Source organism: Pseudomonas sp. SJZ103 (assembly GCF_007828335.1).
Lineage (GTDB): Bacteria > Pseudomonadota > Gammaproteobacteria > Pseudomonadales > Pseudomonadaceae > Aquipseudomonas.
Map to the genome: position 1 here is coordinate 198,457 of NZ_VIUN01000004.1, position 16,578 is coordinate 215,034.

General features: G+C 61.8%; 12 protein-coding genes. 2 read left to right on the forward strand and 10 right to left on the reverse strand.

Going from position 1 to position 16,578, the window contains the following annotated elements; all coding sequences use genetic code 11:
* Positions 1–43 precede the first annotated feature (43 nt).
* The 9 genes from FBY10_RS11800 to leuC all read right to left on the reverse strand — a co-directional run bounded on the left by FBY10_RS11800 (position 44) and on the right by leuC (position 10,884).
* Positions 44–676 carry a phosphoribosylanthranilate isomerase gene (locus tag FBY10_RS11800; protein WP_131700517.1) on the reverse strand — a complete coding sequence of 211 codons (633 nt, stop codon included), beginning with the start codon at positions 674–676 and terminating at the stop codon, positions 44–46.
* A gap of 64 nt (positions 677–740) precedes the next feature.
* Entirely contained in the window at positions 741–1,565 is an 825-nt protein-coding gene (truA, locus tag FBY10_RS11805; protein WP_131700548.1) for a tRNA pseudouridine(38-40) synthase TruA, read from the reverse strand.
* 141 nt (positions 1,566–1,706) lie between these two features.
* Positions 1,707–4,268: a FimV/HubP family polar landmark protein gene (locus tag FBY10_RS11810; protein ID WP_131700516.1), complete on the reverse strand. Its 2,562-nt coding sequence runs from the start codon at positions 4,266–4,268 to the stop codon at positions 1,707–1,709.
* 163 nt (positions 4,269–4,431) lie between these two features.
* Positions 4,432–5,442 carry an aspartate-semialdehyde dehydrogenase gene (locus FBY10_RS11815; protein WP_145336303.1) on the reverse strand — a complete coding sequence of 337 codons (1,011 nt, stop codon included), beginning with the start codon at positions 5,440–5,442 and terminating at the stop codon, positions 4,432–4,434.
* A 162-nt stretch (positions 5,443–5,604) separates the two neighbouring features.
* Entirely contained in the window at positions 5,605–6,717 is a 1,113-nt protein-coding gene (gene asd, locus FBY10_RS11820; RefSeq protein ID WP_027604071.1) for an aspartate-semialdehyde dehydrogenase, read from the reverse strand.
* Positions 6,718–6,781: 64 nt separating this feature from the next.
* Positions 6,782–7,864 carry a 3-isopropylmalate dehydrogenase gene (gene leuB, locus FBY10_RS11825; protein WP_017530190.1) on the reverse strand — a complete coding sequence of 361 codons (1,083 nt, stop codon included), beginning with the start codon at positions 7,862–7,864 and terminating at the stop codon, positions 6,782–6,784.
* A gap of 53 nt (positions 7,865–7,917) precedes the next feature.
* Positions 7,918–8,682, reverse strand: a complete 765-nt coding sequence (locus FBY10_RS11830; protein ID WP_131700513.1) for a class I SAM-dependent methyltransferase — start codon at positions 8,680–8,682, stop codon at positions 7,918–7,920.
* A 128-nt stretch (positions 8,683–8,810) separates the two neighbouring features.
* A complete protein-coding gene (leuD, locus tag FBY10_RS11835; protein ID WP_090406674.1) occupies positions 8,811–9,455 on the reverse strand; it encodes a 3-isopropylmalate dehydratase small subunit in 645 nt (214 codons plus the stop codon).
* A gap of 10 nt (positions 9,456–9,465) precedes the next feature.
* Entirely contained in the window at positions 9,466–10,884 is a 1,419-nt protein-coding gene (gene leuC / locus FBY10_RS11840; protein WP_090406677.1) for a 3-isopropylmalate dehydratase large subunit, read from the reverse strand.
* 140 nt (positions 10,885–11,024) lie between these two features.
* Here leuC and FBY10_RS11845 point away from each other — a divergent pair, with 140 nt between their 5' ends.
* Positions 11,025–11,915 carry a LysR family transcriptional regulator gene (locus FBY10_RS11845; RefSeq protein ID WP_145336306.1) on the forward strand — a complete coding sequence of 297 codons (891 nt, stop codon included), beginning with the start codon at positions 11,025–11,027 and terminating at the stop codon, positions 11,913–11,915.
* Positions 11,916–11,981: 66 nt separating this feature from the next.
* Entirely contained in the window at positions 11,982–15,260 is a 3,279-nt protein-coding gene (locus FBY10_RS11850) for an EAL domain-containing protein (RefSeq protein ID WP_145336308.1), read from the forward strand.
* 3 nt (positions 15,261–15,263) lie between these two features.
* On the opposite strand, the gene FBY10_RS11855 is transcribed toward FBY10_RS11850, so the two are convergent.
* Complete coding sequence (locus FBY10_RS11855) at positions 15,264–16,520, reverse strand: hypothetical protein (RefSeq protein WP_145336310.1); 1,257 nt, start codon at positions 16,518–16,520, stop codon at positions 15,264–15,266.
* Between the last annotated feature and the right edge of the window lie 58 nt (positions 16,521–16,578).

Here is a 16,578-nt window from a genome sequence, read left to right on the forward strand (position 1 = left end):
TTTTACACAGTGGTAGTTATGGACGGCGGCAGACTGCCAGCCGTCACATCCCGCCACTGCTGTTGCGCACGGCCTGCATGAATGCGCGAATCCTGCTGTGATCCTTAATGCCCTTACCTTGCTCTACCCCACCGCTGACATCCACGGCATACGGCCGAACCTGCTCGATAGCCGCCGCGACATTCGCGGGATTGAGCCCACCGGCGAGGATGATCGGCTTGCTCAGCCCCTCGGGGATCAGCGACCAATCAAACGCTTCGCCGGTCCCACCCGGTACGCCTTCGACATACGTGTCCAGCAGAATGCCACGCGCGCCGGAATAAGCAGCGCAGGCACGCGCGATGTCGTCACCCGCCTTGACTCGCAACGCCTTGATATACGGGCGCTGGTAGCTTTCACATTCATCCGGGGTTTCGTCGCCGTGAAATTGCAGCATATCCAACTGTACGGCATCCAGGGTTTCATTGAGCTCGCAGCGGCTGGCGTTGACGAACAAGCCCACGGTGGTCACGAACGGCGGCAACGCAGCGATGATTGCCCGCGCCTGCAACACATTCACCGCCCGTGGGCTCCTGGCATAAAACACCAGACCAATGGCATCCGCCCCCGCCTCGACTGCCGCCAGCGCGTCTTCTATGCGGGTAATCCCGCAAATCTTGCTGCGAACGGCAGACATATCGTAGAAACCTCAGGGGTTGGACCGAGAAAGTCCCGGATGGTAACAAAAGCTTTTCCGGGCGTCAGCCGTCAAGTTCGCTGAACCCTGTGAGGAAGTGTGGCCCGATGAAGCGTTGCGGCAGCTCGAACTCGTCGCGGTACTCCACATCCACCAGGTACAAGCCAAACGGATGCGCCGTGACGCCGCCCGTGCGGCGGATGCGGCTTTCCAGCACTTCCCTGGCCCATTCCACCGGGCGTTCTCCGGTACCGATGGTCATCAATACGCCAGCAATGTTGCGCACCATGTGGTGCAGGAAGGCGCCGGCGCGGATGTCCAGCACGATCATCTTGCCGTGGCGGGTCACCCGCAGGTGATGGACTTCCTTGATCGGCGACTTGGCCTGGCACTGGCCGGCACGGAATGCGCTGAAATCATGCACCCCCACCAGGTGCTGCGCAGCCTCGGCCATGCGTTCGGCATCCAGCGGACGGTGGTTCCAGGTGATTTCTTCGTTGAGGTGCGCGGGACGGATCTGGTCGTTATAGATCACATAGCGATAACGCCGGGCAATGGCCTTGAAGCGCGCATGAAAGTGCGCAGGCATGACCTTGGCCCAACTGACGCTGACGTCATGGGGCAAATTGATATTGGCGCCCATCACCCATGCCTTCATCGTGCGTTCAGCCTGAGTGTCGAAGTGCACCACCTGGCCGCAGGCGTGCACGCCGGCATCGGTACGTCCGGCGCACATCAGCGATACGGGCGAATCGGCGACCTTGGACAAGGCCTTCTCCAGGGTTTCCTGCACCGTCAGCACGCCTGACGCCTGGCGCTGCCAGCCGCGATAGCGCGAGCCTTTGTATTCCACGCCGAGAGCGATGCGGTAAAAGCCAGCGGCCGCCATTTCGGCGGCCGGGTTATCTATATTTGCCAAGAACTGAGAGCCTGATGAGTTGCGCGAAGGCGGCCATTATAAATGCGGCAGCTGCGTGGCGTGCGCTTTTGTTAGGGATTGATCCCTCCCACACTGGACCTGCATCGCCCCTCAGATTTTGCCGAGCATTTCCTTGGCCTCGCCGCGCTGCGCCTCATCACCTTCAGTGAGCACTTCGGAGAGAATGTCCCGCGCGCCGTCGGCATCCCCCATGTCGATATAGGCTTGGGCGAGGTCGAGCTTGGTGGCGACTTCATTCGTGCCGGACAGGAAGTCGAACTCCGGCTCATCATCGCCCAACGCTGCGTCTTCAGCGGTAAAAGAAGGTTCGATGGGCGGATTTTCCAGACTCTGGGACAGGCGATCGAGTTCGGCGTTGACATCGTCCAGTTCCGAAGCGAAGGCATCAGGCTTGGCGACTGCGTCTGGTTCGTCCGCCAGGGACAGGTCGAAATCCTCCGGCAAATCGAAGTCATCCGGCGCCGACGGGGTCAGCGTCGGCGGCTCGACCGCCGGCGCATCCTTCATCTGATCCTCAAGACCGGAAAGGAAGTCGTCGTCGGATTGCTCGGACGCCGGGGCATTCAGTTGCAGGTCGAGGTCAAAGTCCGACAGGTTTTCCTCGCCGGCCTTGGGCGCCGATTGCTGCTCCAGGAGCGCGGCAAACGTCTGCTCGTCGTCCAGGTTGGCCGGGGAAGCCGCTTCCAGGTCATCCAGGCTCAAATCGAAATCGGTGTCGAGTGCGCCGGGCTCGGTGGCCGGGGCCGCCGGCTTGTCTTCCAGCAACTCCTTGACGTACTGAGCATCAAGCGCGGCCGCGGCAACTGCGGCACTGACGCCCGCGGCCAATACGGCCATAGCAGGAAAGCGCGACTTGAGCTGCTCGACCTGGGCATGGTTCTCACCAGTGGCCACCAGTTGACGCTCCTGGGTGACGAAACCGTCCTTGTCGCTTTGCAGGCCGTAGACTTCCATCAGCTTCAACCGCAGGTCGCTGCGCTTGGGCTCGTGCTTGATCGCTTGTTCCAGCACATCGGCGGCCTGGTTCAAATGACCACGGTCGATATGGGACTGGGCTTGCGCCAGGGCATCGTTGGCGTTTTGCGGGGCCACGGCAGCGGCCAGCGGTGCGAGCACGGAGGCAACCGTCGGAACCGCCACCGCTGGCGCAACCACTTGAGCAGGGGCCGGAGCGGCTGCCAGCTTGACGTTCGGCGGCGGCACTTCGAGGCCTTCGAAACTGTCCGACGGCAGGTCCTGTTCGATGTTCGAGGTAAATTCCGGCTCTTCAGCCAGCGCCCGCGCCATGCGCAAGTGCTTTTCCTCTTCACGGCGGGCGTTGCGATGGCGCGCCCACAGCAGCAGGAGCAGCAACACCACCAGGCCAGCCGCGCCACCGATCACACTGAGGACAACCGGGTTGGTCAGCAGATCATTGAACTTGCCTTCGGTGGTATCAGGTGCGGCGGCTGGTTTAGCCGCCTCAGGTGCCGACGCAGCCGGGGTTGGCGTTGGCGCGGCGGCCTGTGCAGCGGGTGCTGTCGGCGTGGCGGCCGGGTCGCTTGTCAGCTGTGCGGGCATCGCTGCCGTCGCCGGTACCGCCGGGTCGCCTTTGTCTGCCTGCAAACGGGCCAGTTGATCGTTTTTCAGTTGAATCAACTTTTGCAGTTTATCCAACTGACTTTGCAAATCTGCCGCACGGCTCTTGAGTTCTTCGTTATCGCGGCGAGTGGTGTCCAGTTGCTCCTGGGTCATCGCCAGCTTGTCGCTCAGGACCTGGCTGTCACCGGCCTTGCCTTTGCCGCCCTTCTTGGCCGCTTCAGCCGAGACCAGGCTCAGGTTGTCCTTGGCATTGGTGGTCGACGGCGCATTGCCGGCCTGGGCGCGCTTGGTGGCGTCCAGTTGCTGCTTGCCGGCTACCTGATTGGCAGCCGCGCGCCGACCCTGGCGCCAGGCGGCATTTTGCGCCGTCACTTCGGCGATTGCTTGAGGTTGCGGTAACGCAGTGCTTTGTACGGTGTCCGGCAGGCGCAGCACCTGGCCGGTTTTCAGGCGGTTGATATTGCCATCGATAAAGGCGCCGGGGTTGAGTGCCTGAATGGCCAGCATGGTCTGCTGCACCGAGCCGCCATTGCGGTGCTTCTGCGCAATTTCCCACAGGGTGTCGCGGGAGGTGGTGGTGTGCTGAACCGGCTTGCTCACAGCGGGCGCAGCATTGGCAGGCGCTCCCAAGCGCGGAGCAGGTGCTGCGGCACTCGAAGCGGGCTGGTCAAACTTGCTCGGGTCGAGCAACACGCTGTAGTCGCGCATCAGGCGGCCATTGGGCCATTGCACCTGCAGCAGGAAACGTACGTAGGAATCCGGCAGCGGCTTGCTGGAGGTGACGCGCACCACGCTGCGACCACTGGGATTGATGACCGGGGTAAACGTCAGGTCATCGAGAAACGCCCGGCGATCGACGCCCGCGTCCACGAACGCTTGGGATGAGGCCAGGCTCGGGGTGATCTCGGACGCCGTGAGGCCACCGACATCGAGCAATTCGATTTCCACCGACAACGGCTGGTTCAACGTCGACTTTAGGGTCATCTCCCCCAGCTGCAGCGCCTGCGCCATACCGGAGGACAGCGCCGAGGCGGCCGCTATTGCTAACACCAGTTTGCGAACTTGAACCATAGCCTCATCCTTTGTTTGAACACTCCCCGGCCTGCGAGAAGGTTGGTAACCGCTTGCCATAAGGCATGGCGAGCCGATAGGTCACCGACGCGCAATTGTTCCTGCTTGGGGCCAAGCATAGCGCCTGGTTAGAATCAATCTACAAATTGCCGCCAAGTATCTTTTACGCAAGGCGTTTTATCAACAACTGCGCCAGTTGCACGGCGTTAAGGGCTGCGCCCTTGCGTACGTTATCTGACGTCAGCCACAGATTTAGTTCAGCCGGGTCATCCACCCCCGCGCGCACCCGGCCTACATAAACCACATCCTGGCCCACTGCGTCGCCCACGGCTGTAGGGTAATCACCTTCTTCTACCAGTTCGATACCCGGCGCGGCCTCCAATGCCCGGTTGACGGCGGCGAGATCGACCGCCGCGCCCAACTGCAGTGACACAGTCAGGCTATCGCCAAAAAACACCGGGGCTTGAACGCACGTTGCGGAAATCTTTAGCAAAGGTAATTCCAGGACTGCGCGCAGTTCGTGAACCAGGCGTTTTTCCAAGGCGGTATGACCCTGGGCGTCTGGCGTGCCGACTTGTGCCAACAGGTTGAAGGCCATTTGCCGGTCAAAGAACTTCGGTTCCAGGGGGCGCACGTTCAGGAGCTCGGCGGTCTGACGTGCCAATTCGCTGACGGCTTCGCGGCCTTGGGCAGACACCGCCAGGCTGGCAGTGACGGCGACACGCCGGATGTCCAGCAAGCCGCGCAACGGCGCCAGCACCACCGCCAGGTTAGTGGCGGACGGGCTCGGGCTGCCTAGCTGGAACGGCTTTTTCAACCCCTCAAGGACGTGGGCATTGGCTTCCGGCACCACCTGAGGCGCCTGCTCGGCGGGCAAGGCTCCCGACAAGTCGATCACCGCGCAACCCGCCGCCGTGGCACGCGGCGCGAAGCTCAGGGTGACCGCCGGGCCTGCGGCGAAGAAGGCCAATTGCGCCTTGCTGAAATCGAATTCGTCGACCTCCTTGACCCGTACGTTCTTGCCGCGAAACGGCACCGAGGCGCCAGCAGAGTTACTGCCCGCCAGCAGGTACAGGGTGCCCACCGGGAATTCCAGCTCTTCGAGAATCTGCACCAGGGTTTCGCCGACCGTACCAGTGGCACCGATCACGGCAATTTCAAAGGTCTGGGTCATGGGGGGCTACCTCGGGCATGGCGGGGGGAGCGGCACTTTACCGGGTGGCTGGGGGGGAGGCAATTAGCCTGGGGCTGATCGAGTGGCCGATAGCGCCCGAAAGAACAATAAAAAACCCGCGCCTGTCACCAGAACGCGGGTTTCTCTTATCGCCTTACGCGATCAACGCTCCAGCAGAATCCGCAGCATGCGACGCAGCGGCTCGGCCGCGCCCCACAGCAGTTGATCGCCGACGGTGAACGCGCCCAGGTACTGGGTGCCCATGTTCAGCTTGCGCAGACGGCCCACCGGTACATTCAGGGTGCCGGTGACCTTGGTCGGGCTCAGCTCCTGCATGCTGATGTCGCGGTTGTTCGGCACCAGCTTGACCCAGGGGTTGTGCTGGCTGATCAGCCCTTCGATATCGGCGATCGGCACGTCTTTGTTCAGCTTGATGGTCAGCGCCTGGCTGTGGCAGCGCATGGCGCCGATGCGCACGCAGATGCCATCCACCGGGATCGGGCTCTTGAACCGGCCGAGGATTTTGTTGGTCTCGGCCTGGGCCTTCCACTCTTCGCGGCTCTGGCCGTTCGGCAGCTCTTTGTCGATCCACGGAATCAGGCTGCCGGCCAATGGCACACCGAAGTTCTCGGTCGGGTAGGCATCGCTGCGCATGGCTTCGGCCACACGGCGGTCGATGTCGAGGATCGCGCTGGCCGGATCGGCCAGTTGATCGGCGACAGCGGCGTGGGTCGCGCCCATCTGCTTGATCAGCTCACGCATGTTCTGCGCGCCGGCACCGGACGCCGCCTGGTAGGTCATGGCGCTCATCCACTCGACCAGGCCGGCTTCGAACAGGCCACCCAGGCCCATCAGCATCAGGCTGACGGTGCAGTTGCCGCCCACATAATTCTTGGTGCCGGCATCCAGTTGCTGGTCGATGACCTTGCGGTTGACCGGATCGAGGATGATGACGGCGTCGTCCTGCATGCGCAGGCTCGAGGCGGCGTCGATCCAGTAACCCTGCCAGCCGGCTTCACGCAGCTTGGGGAAGACTTCGCTGGTGTAGTCGCCACCCTGGCAGGTCAGGATCACGTCGAGGGTTTTCAGCTCTTCAATGCTGTAGGCGTCCTTGAGCGGCGCAATATCCTTGCCCACGGACGGCCCTTGGCCACCTACATTCGAAGTGGTGAAAAACACCGGCTCAATAAGATCGAAATCCTGCTCTTCCAGCATCCGCTGCATGAGCACGGAACCGACCATACCGCGCCAACCGATCAGACCTACACGTTTCATCGCAACTACACCTTGTTAAAAAGTGGGCCGCCTTGCAGCAACAACTGCAAGCGGGCCCGAGAGATTACAGATTCCGCAGCGCGGCGACTACTGCGTCGCCCATTTCTTGCGTACCCACCTTGGTGCAACCCTGCGACCAGATGTCGCCGGTGCGCAAGCCCTGGTCCAGCACCAGGCTCACGGCTTTCTCGATCGCGTCCGCAGCGTCGCTCAGGTTAAAGCTGTAACGCAGCATCATCGAGACCGACAGGATGGTCGCCAGCGGGTTGGCAATGCCCTGGCCCGCGATGTCCGGCGCCGAGCCGTGGCAAGGCTCGTACATGCCCTTGTTATTGGTATCCAGGGACGCCGACGGCAGCATGCCGATGGAACCGGTGAGCATCGAGGCCTGGTCGGACAGGATGTCGCCGAACAGGTTGTCGGTGACGATCACGTCGAACTGCTTCGGCGCACGTACCAGTTGCATGGCGGCATTGTCGACGTACATGTGGCTCAGTTCGACGTCCGGGTAGTCCTTGGCCACCTCTTCGACGATTTCGCGCCACAGTTGGCTGGAGGCCAGGACGTTGGCCTTGTCCACCGAGCAGACCTTCTTGCCACGCACACGGGCCATGTCGAAACCGACGCGGGCGATACGGCGGATTTCACTCTCGCTGTACGGCAGGGTGTCGTAGGCCTGGCGCTCACCATTCTCCAGCTCACGCACGCCGCGTGGCGAGCCGAAGTAGATACCGCCGGTCAGTTCACGCACGATCAGGATGTCCAGGCCCGCGACCACTTCCGGCTTGAGGCTCGACGCGTCGGCCAGTTGCGGGTAGAGGATCGCCGGGCGCAGGTTGCCGAACAGGCCCAACTGCGCACGGATTTTCAGCAGGCCGCGCTCAGGGCGGATGTCACGTTCGATCTTGTCCCATTTCGGGCCACCCACGGCGCCGAGCAGCACGGCATCGGCCGCACGGGCGCGGTCCAGGGTTTCATCGGCCAGGGGCACGCCGTGCTTGTCGATGGCCGCGCCGCCGATCACGTCGTGGCTCAGCTCGAAGCCCAGGCTGTACTTGGAGTTGGCCAGTTCCAGCACCTTGACCGCTTCGGCCATGATTTCCGGACCAATACCGTCGCCAGGGAGAATCAGAATCTGCTTGCTCATGCGTTCCTCATTTCATCAAGCGACCCGCCCGTGGGCAGGTCGGGAAAAATCGATCAGCGTTCGGCGAAGACCACCAGTACGTCGGTGCTGAAAGTGCCGTCGGCCTGAATTTCGTAATAATCGCGCACTTCCTGGCCCATGGCCTTCTGCAGCTCAAGGATTGCAGCGCGCAATACCTCTGGCGTGCGCATGCGCTCGACCCAGGAGGTGTATTCCAGGCGCAAGCGTTGGCGGCTGCTAGTGCGCACGTGCAGACCGGACTCGCTGAGCTGTTGCATCCACTCCCCGGCGGAATAATCGCGCACGTGGCTGGTATCGCGCAGCACTTCGACGGTTTGCAGGTAAGTGTCCAACAGCGGGCTGCCCGGTGACAAGACATCCACAAACGCCGCCACGCCGCCCGGCTTGAGCACCCGGCGCACTTCGCGCAGGGCCAGGCCGAGGTCGCTCCAATGGTGCGCCGAATAACGGCTGAACACGAAGTCGAATTCGCCATCGGCGAACGGCAGGCGCTCGGCGGCGCCGTGCACGGTGGTGATGTTGCCCAAGCCACGATCCTTGGCGGCGGCAGCAACCACGTCGAGCATCTGCTCGGACAGGTCGTAGGCCACCACTTCCTTGACCAGCGGCGCCACATGGAAACTCACATGGCCGGCACCGCAGCCCAGGTCCAGCAGTCGCGCAGAGCCCTGCCCGGCCAGTTCAGCCTGAAGCAGCGCGAATTCGGTGCCTTGGGCGTGCACGGCACTGCTCAGGTAGGCAGACGCCTGTTCGCCGAATTGTTTTTGCACGACTTGGGTGTGGGCGGTGCTGGTCATGGTGTTTCCCCTGGGTGTGTGTTGTTAACACTGGCCTCATCGGGGGCAAGCCCCCTCCCACATTTGGAATGCGTTCCCCCTGTGAGAGGGGGCTTGCCCCCGATAGCGGCGGTCCTGCCTACATCGATTTAGGCGTCACGAAACAACCAGGGCTGGCTCGCCCGGTGCCTGGCTTCAAACGCGGCAATCGCATCGCCGTCCTGCAAGGTCAGGCCGATATCGTCCAGGCCGTTGATCAGGCAGTGCTTGCGGAAGGCGTCCACTTCAAAGTGGTACACCTTGCCGTCCGGACGGGTCACGGTTTGCGCGGCCAGGTCGATGGTCAGTTGGTAACCCACATCGGCTTCCACCGCCTTGAACAGCTCATCCACTTCCGCATCGCTCAAGATGATCGGCAACAGGCCGTTCTTGAAGCTGTTGTTAAAGAAGATGTCGGCATAGCTCGGCGCGATGATGCTGCGAAAGCCATATTCTTCCAGGGCCCACGGCGCGTGCTCGCGGCTGGAACCGCAACCGAAGTTTTCCCGGGCCAGCAACACGCTGGCGCCTTGGTAGCGCTCGGCGTTGAGCACAAAGTCCTTGTTCAGCGGGCGCTTGGAGTTGTCCTGGTAGGCGTAGCCCACGTCCAGGTAGCGCCACTCGTCGAACAGGTTGGGGCCGAAACCGGTGCGCTTGATCGACTTCAGGAACTGCTTGGGGATGATCTGGTCGGTGTCGACGTTGGCACGGTCCAACGGCGCGACCAAACCGGTGTGTTGGGTAAAAGCTCTCATCGGGTTTTCCTCAGATCAATTCGCGAACGTCGATGAAACGACCGTTGACGGCAGCGGCGGCGGCCATGGCCGGGCTCACCAGGTGGGTACGGCCACCGGCGCCCTGACGCCCCTCGAAGTTACGGTTGGAGGTCGACGCGCAATGCTCGCCCGACTCCAGGCGGTCCGGGTTCATCGCAAGGCACATTGAGCAGCCCGGCTCACGCCATTCAAAACCGGCTTCGAGGAAGATCTTGTCCAGGCCTTCGGCTTCAGCCTGGGCTTTAACCAGGCCTGAGCCCGGGACCACGATGGCCTGCTTGATGGTCGAGGCAACTTTGCGGCCTTTGGCTATCACCGCCGCAGCGCGCAGGTCTTCGATCCGCGAGTTGGTGCAGGAGCCGATAAACACACGATCCAACTGGATGTCGGTGATCGCCTGGTTGGCCTTCAAGCCCATGTACTTCAAGGCGCGCTCGATGGAACCGCGCTTGACCAGGTCGGCTTCCTGCGCCGGGTCCGGCACGTTCTGGTCGACGGCCAGGACCATTTCCGGCGAAGTGCCCCAGCTGACTTGCGGCTTGATCTGGGCAGCGTCGAGTTCAACCACGGTGTCAAACACCGCATCGGCGTCGGACACCAGGTCTTTCCAGGCTTCAACCGCCGCGTCCCAATCGGCGCCCGCCGGGGCGAAAGGACGGCCTTTGACGTATTCAACGGTTTTCTCGTCCGCCGCCACCATGCCCACGCGGGCACCGGCCTCGATGGACATGTTGCAGATGGTCATGCGGCCTTCGATGGACAGGTCGCGAATGGCACTGCCGGCGAACTCGATGGCATGGCCGTTACCGCCGGCGGTGCCGATCTTGCCGATCACGGCGAGCACGATGTCCTTGGCGGTCACGCCAAACGGCAATTGGCCTTCGACGCGCACCAGCATGTTCTTCATTTTCTTGGCGACCAGGCACTGGGTGGCGAACACATGCTCCACCTCCGAGGTGCCGATGCCGTGGGCCAGGGCGCCGAACGCGCCGTGGGTGGAGGTGTGGGAGTCGCCGCAGACGACGGTCATGCCCGGCAAGGTGGCGCCCTGCTCCGGGCCGATGACATGCACGATGCCTTGACGCACGTCATTCATCTTGAACTCAGTGATGCCATATTCGTCGCAGTAGTCGTCGAGAGTCTGGACCTGCAAACGCGACACGGTGTCGACAATGGCATCAATCCCGCCCTTGCGCTCCGGAGTGGTCGGCACGTTGTGGTCCGGGGTGGCGATGATCGAGTCGACGCGCCAAGGCTTGCGCCCGGCCAGGCGCAGGCCTTCGAACGCTTGTGGCGAGGTCACTTCATGGATGATGTGACGGTCGATATAGATCAGCGACGAGCCATCGTCGCGCCGTTTCACTTCATGGGAATCCCAAAGCTTGTCGTAAAGCGTTTTGCCGGCCATCAGTCGGTCCTCATCAGCGGTATTTCTATGCGCCGGGCTTTTCAATAACCCTTTGGCTTGTGAGGCTGATGGTATGGCGCTACATTAAATAACTCAAATTCATATTTTTTATGCTTTGGATTACCAACTGGAATACCACCATGGACCTGGCCAACCTCAATGCCTTTATTGCCATCGCCGAGACCGGCAGTTTCTCCGGCGCCGGTGAACGCCTGTACCTGACCCAACCGGCCATCAGCAAGCGCATCGCCGGCCTGGAACAGCAATTGAAGGTGCGACTGTTTGATCGCCTGGGCCGTGAAGTCGGCTTGACCGAAGCCGGTCGGGCCCTGCTGCCGCGCGCTTATCAGATCCTTAACGTGCTGGACGACACCCGCCGCGCCCTCACCAATCTCACCGGAGAAGTCAGCGGCCGCCTCACTTTAGCCACCAGCCACCATATCGGCCTGCATCGTTTGCCACCGATCCTGCGTACCTTCACCCGGGAATACCCGAACGTGGCCTTGGATATTCAGTTTCTCGATTCGGAAGTGGCCTACGAAGAAATCCTCCACGGCCGCGCCGAAGTGGCGGTGATCACCCTGGCGCCCGCCCCCCATCACCTGGTACGCGCTACTCCGGTGTGGGACGACCCGCTGGATTTCGTGGTGGCGCCGGAGCACAGCCTCACCGGCAACCGCGACGTCAGCCTGACCGATATTGCCGGCCACCCGGCGGTTTTCCCTGGCGGTAATACCTTTACCCATCATATTGTCAGCCGACTGTTCGAGGCCCAGGGCCTTACGCCGAACATCGCGATGAGCACTAACTATCTGGAAACCATCAAGATGATGGTTTCGATCGGCCTGGCCTGGAGCGTCTTGCCGCGCACCATGCTGGACGATCAGGTGGCGAGTATCGCTTTGCCGGGCATACAACTCAGTCGCCAGCTAGGCTATATCGTGCACACCGAAAGGACGCTGTCGAACGCTGCGCGGGCGTTCATGAGCCTGTTGGATGCACAGGTGGATCTGCCAGTGATACCGGTATGACGCTGTGCGGCCCCAGGTTGTGAATAAAACCGCGCTGTTTGCCCATTGAGCCAAGGCCCTTTGATAATGCGCAACCCTGTCGACCCTCTACCTCCCCTGCCCCGCATTTACGCCCTGGACCCTCAACAGGCGGAACAAAGCTGGGAGAGTGCCCCGCAACTGCTGGCAGCCCTGAATGCTGCCCGGCTGGGCGCGTGGTGCTGGGAAATCGACACGGGCCGTATCAGCTGGTCACGGGGCACCCAGGCGCTGTTCGGCTTCGACCCACGCCAACCGCTGCCCAAGGACCTGGATTACCTCGACCTGCTGGCGCCGTCGGATCGCTCCCGGGTGGTACGCGCCTTTCATGCAGTGCTGGCCGGCGAGCCGTTCGAGCAGGCCATGCACCATCGAATTCAATGGCCGGACGGTACGCATCACTGGCTGGAAATCAATGGCAGCCTGGCACCGGACAAGGCCGGCCGGCGCCGCATGATCGGCGTGATCCGCGAGACCACTCGCCAACGCGAGCGGGAGCACGCCCTCAGCCATTCGGAAAAACGCTTCGCCACGCTGTTTCACCTGTGCCCGAATATGGTGTTGTTGACCCGTCAGCGCGACGGCCTGATCAGCGAAGCCAACCAGTATTTCGAGATGCTCTTCGGCTGGCCGGTGGCTGATGCCATTGGCCGCACCACCCTGGACCTAGGCCTGTGGTGCCACCCCGAACAACGCGCGCAGCTGGTCCAGGCCACCCAGCGCAAAGGCGAACCCATCACCATGGAAGTGCAGTTCTGCGCCAGCAACGGCCAGATCCACGATGGCACCCTCAGTGCACAAAAGGTCGAGCTGGAGGGAGAGGCCTACTTGATCAGCACCTTTCTCGACACCACCGAGCGCAAAAACGCCGAAAGCGCTCTCAAGGACAGCCAGGAGCGCCTGGACCTGGCCCTGGACTCGGCGCAACTGGGCACCTGGGACTGGCATATTCCCACCGGTATGCTCTACGGTTCGGCCCGCGCCGCGCAACTGCACGGCCTGCCGCCCGAATCCTTCCATGAATCGTTCGAAGCTTTTTTCGAGGGCATGCCCAAGCAAGAGCGCGAGAACATGCGCAACGCTTATCGCACCCTGCGCGAAGGCCCGGCCGGCAATTATCAACTGACTTACCGCGTACAACTGGAAGACGGCAGCTCGCGCTACCTGGAAAGCCGCGCCCGCCTCTACCGCGGCGAACAAGGGGCGCCGTTGCGCATGGCCGGCACCCTGCTGGACATCACCGACCAAGTGGAGCGCGAACAACGCCTGACCGCCTCGGAAGAAAAATTCGCCAGCCTGTTCCAGGCCAGCCCTGATCCCATCTGCGTCACCGGCCTGGACAGCGGCGCGTTCATCGAGATCAACCCCGCCTTTACCCAGACCTTTGGCTGGACAGCGGCCGAGGTGATCGACAAGAGCGCCGAGCAGATTGGCCTGTGGGACGAATCAAGCAAACGCCTGCAACGTATCGAACAGGTCATTCGCGATCAGACACTGAGCAATGTAGCCGTCGTGGTGCATCACAAGAACGGCCACCCCCTGACCTGCATGATTTCCAGCCGCTTGATCAAGGTGGGCGACCAGCCGTGCATCGTCACCACGTTGCGCGACATCACCCAGCAACAACGCTCTGAGGCCGCGCTGAAGGCCAGCGAAGAGAAGTTCGCCAAGGCCTTCCATTCCAGCCCCGACGCCATCTCCATCACCGAACGCGATACCGGCCGTTATGTCGAGGTCAACGACGGCTTCTGCCGCCTCACCGGCTATCGCGCCGAAGAAGCCATCGGCCTGACGCTGTACCAGATCGGCATCTGGGCCGATGAAAACCAGCGTGCGGCCTTATTGGCCGAATTGCAGATCAAGGGGCGTATCCCTCACCTGGAAATGCTCTGGCACAACAAGCGCGGCGACGTATTGGCGGTTGAAGTGTCGGTCGAGCCGATCACCCTCAATGAAACCCCGTGCCTGCTGCTGACCGCACGGGACGTGAGCCTGCTGAAAAACGCCCAGGCGCAGATCCGTCACCTGGCGTATCACGACCCGCTGACCAACCTGCCTAACCGTGCACTGCTGATGGATCGACTGAGCCAGCAGATTGCCTTGCTCAAGCGCCATAACCTGCGCGGCGCATTGCTGTTTCTTGACCTCGACCATTTCAAGCACATCAACGACTCCCTCGGCCACCCGGTGGGCGACACTGTTTTGAAAATCGTCACCGCGCGCCTGGAGGCCAGTGTGCGCCTGGAGGACACGGTGGCACGCCTGGGCGGCGATGAGTTCGTGGTACTGCTCAGCGGCCTGGACGGCACGCGCACGCAAGTCAGCGCCCAGGTGCAGGAACTGGCCGATACCCTGCGCGAACTGCTTTCGGAGCCGATGTTCCTCGACGGCCATCGCCTGCAGGTCACCCCGAGCATCGGCGTGGCGTTGATTCCTGACCATGGCACGACCCCGGCGGACCTGCTCAAGCGCGCGGACATCGCCCTGTACCGAGCCAAGGATTCGGGGCGCAATACCACGCAGATGTTCCACAACAGCATGCAAAAAGCTGCCAGCGAGCGCCTGCGCATGGAAACCGACCTGCGACTGGCCCTGTCACGCGGCGAGTTCAGCGTGCATTACCAACCCCAGGTGGATGCGCGAGGCAACAAGATCGTCGGCGCCGAGGCCCTGGTGCGTTGGCAACATCCGCAGCTGGGCGCGCAGTCGCCGTCCGAATTTATCAAGGTCCTGGAAGACAGCGGCCTGATCCTCGAAGTGGGTACCTGGATCCTCGACGAGGCCTGCGCCGCCTTTGCACAACTTATTGCTGACGGTTTGGTGGACCCGCTGAATTTCAGCTTGTGCGTGAACATCAGCCCCCGGCAGTTTCGCCAGAACGACTTTGTGGAACGGGTGGAGCGCAGCCTCAAGCGGCATCAACTGCCCTGCAACCTGCTGAAACTGGAAATCACCGAAGGCATCGTGATTCAAAACCTGGACGACACCGTGGCCAAGATGCGCCGCCTGAAAAAGCTCGGCGTCAGTTTTGCCATGGATGACTTCGGTACCGGCTACTCATCGCTGACATACCTCAAGCGCCTGCCGGTGGATGCGCTGAAGATCGACCAGTCCTTTGTACGCGACGCGACCCATGACCCCAACGACGCCGAAATCATCCGCGCCATCGTGGCCATGGCCCGCAGCCTGAACCTGGCGGTGATCGCCGAAGGCGTGGAAACCCCGGAACAACTCGCGTTCCTGCAAAAACTGGGGTGCCATTTGTTCCAGGGGTATTTGCACAGTCGACCGCTGCCGATCGAGGGGTTTCGGCGGTTGTTGGGCTAGTCCTTACACCAGCTTTAACGCGGTGAGCGCTCTGCTCTTCCAGGACGACGCGTTCAAGTTGTACTTTTGCCCATACAGGTCCAGCGTCCCACCGATAACCGCCACAGAATGCCAACCGTCTGCAATCGTACCGATTGCACCGTTGACCAACTCCTCGATAGTGCTGTTACGGATGTAACCGAATAGGCCCAGGCGCTGGAGCGCCTCGCCTGGGTATTCGCCATCGTTGAGGGTTTCCAGGGCCACCGCAAAGCTTCTCCCCGCCCGGAAATCGTTGTTCTCCAACTGCGCCCGCTTGGCGCTGCAGGCGTAGAGGAAATTGGCATAGTCCAGCAGCACCGGGTCGCTGCCATAGAAGTTCGACGCAGCGGTTGCCTGCCTCAGCTCCTCATGGGTCAAGCGCAGCCGGAAGCCATCGCGCATGCTCACTTCGCAGCCGGTCGGCGTTCTGTGGATGGCTGTGTAGATGCCTTCGGGGAAACGGGTGATGGCCGCCTTGATCGCCGACACCGTCACACAATTGCCCTCCACGCCTTGATAAAAACCGCCCCAGATATCGGCATGCCGGATGCTTTCCGACACTTGAGCCAGCACCCCGTCACGCTGCGGTGGCGTCTGACGATCATCAAACAGCACATACCCGTAGCCTTCGCCGTGGTTGTGATTGGCTCCGCCCACCACGAGCTCAGCGCCAAAGTCATGGGTTTGACGCACCCAGGCCGAATTCCTGTCAGCCAAGTCGCGGGCGGCCACCCACCGCGACAGCCCGTACACGCCCATTCCCTCCAGACAACGCTTGCTTGTCTCGCCCTCAAGGCTCTTTGCAAGGGCCGCCTCAAACGTCGAGTAACCACCCGACTTTTGCTTGCGCTTTATAAAGGCCGCCAACATGAAGTTGGCATGCCTGACCACGTCAGGGTCCGGCCCCGTGACCCCTGAAGCCTGTGTGACCCGCTCAAGCTCTGCCTGGGACACATACACCCTGTGTTGATCCTTCATGGTGACGGCATATCCTTCACCCACAGGGGTTACTTCGTTGAAAACATCGGTGGGACGCGAGCCGAGGGTCATCATCATCATTTTGATAACGGCCACGTGAGTACTGCAGTCAACGTTTTCGCCGAATCGACGCCCGGCGCCATGAAGTGCACTCACAGGGTCATCCCCTTTCGCGCCGGGCTTCATGCTGGACATATTTGAAAGGTGCTCAGGCAAGCGAATCGCCATGCCGGTGCCACGGCCATCAACAGAAGCGTTCATGGATCTGCTCCTAAAGCAGGACTGCTGGAAAATATGCAGCCAGAAACCCTGGCTGCAT

Bases quoted from the DNA above. Each gene is read 5' to 3' on its own strand.
- FBY10_RS11800 (WP_131700517.1), bottom strand. From the start codon at position 676: ATGTCTGCCGTTCGCAGCAAGATTTGCGGGATTACCCGCATAGAAGAC.
- truA (WP_131700548.1), bottom strand. From the start codon at position 1,565: ATGGCGGCCGCTGGCTTTTACCGCATCGCTCTCGGCGTGGAATACAAA.
- FBY10_RS11810 (WP_131700516.1), bottom strand. From the start codon at position 4,268: ATGGTTCAAGTTCGCAAACTGGTGTTAGCAATAGCGGCCGCCTCGGCG.
- FBY10_RS11815 (WP_145336303.1), bottom strand. From the start codon at position 5,442: ATGACCCAGACCTTTGAAATTGCCGTGATCGGTGCCACTGGTACGGTC.
- asd (WP_027604071.1), bottom strand. From the start codon at position 6,717: ATGAAACGTGTAGGTCTGATCGGTTGGCGCGGTATGGTCGGTTCCGTG.
- leuB (WP_017530190.1), bottom strand. From the start codon at position 7,864: ATGAGCAAGCAGATTCTGATTCTCCCTGGCGACGGTATTGGTCCGGAA.
- FBY10_RS11830 (WP_131700513.1), bottom strand. From the start codon at position 8,682: ATGACCAGCACCGCCCACACCCAAGTCGTGCAAAAACAATTCGGCGAA.
- leuD (WP_090406674.1), bottom strand. From the start codon at position 9,455: ATGAGAGCTTTTACCCAACACACCGGTTTGGTCGCGCCGTTGGACCGT.
- leuC (WP_090406677.1), bottom strand. From the start codon at position 10,884: ATGGCCGGCAAAACGCTTTACGACAAGCTTTGGGATTCCCATGAAGTG.
- FBY10_RS11845 (WP_145336306.1), top strand. From the start codon at position 11,025: ATGGACCTGGCCAACCTCAATGCCTTTATTGCCATCGCCGAGACCGGC.
- FBY10_RS11850 (WP_145336308.1), top strand. From the start codon at position 11,982: ATGCGCAACCCTGTCGACCCTCTACCTCCCCTGCCCCGCATTTACGCC.
- FBY10_RS11855 (WP_145336310.1), bottom strand. From the start codon at position 16,520: ATGAACGCTTCTGTTGATGGCCGTGGCACCGGCATGGCGATTCGCTTG.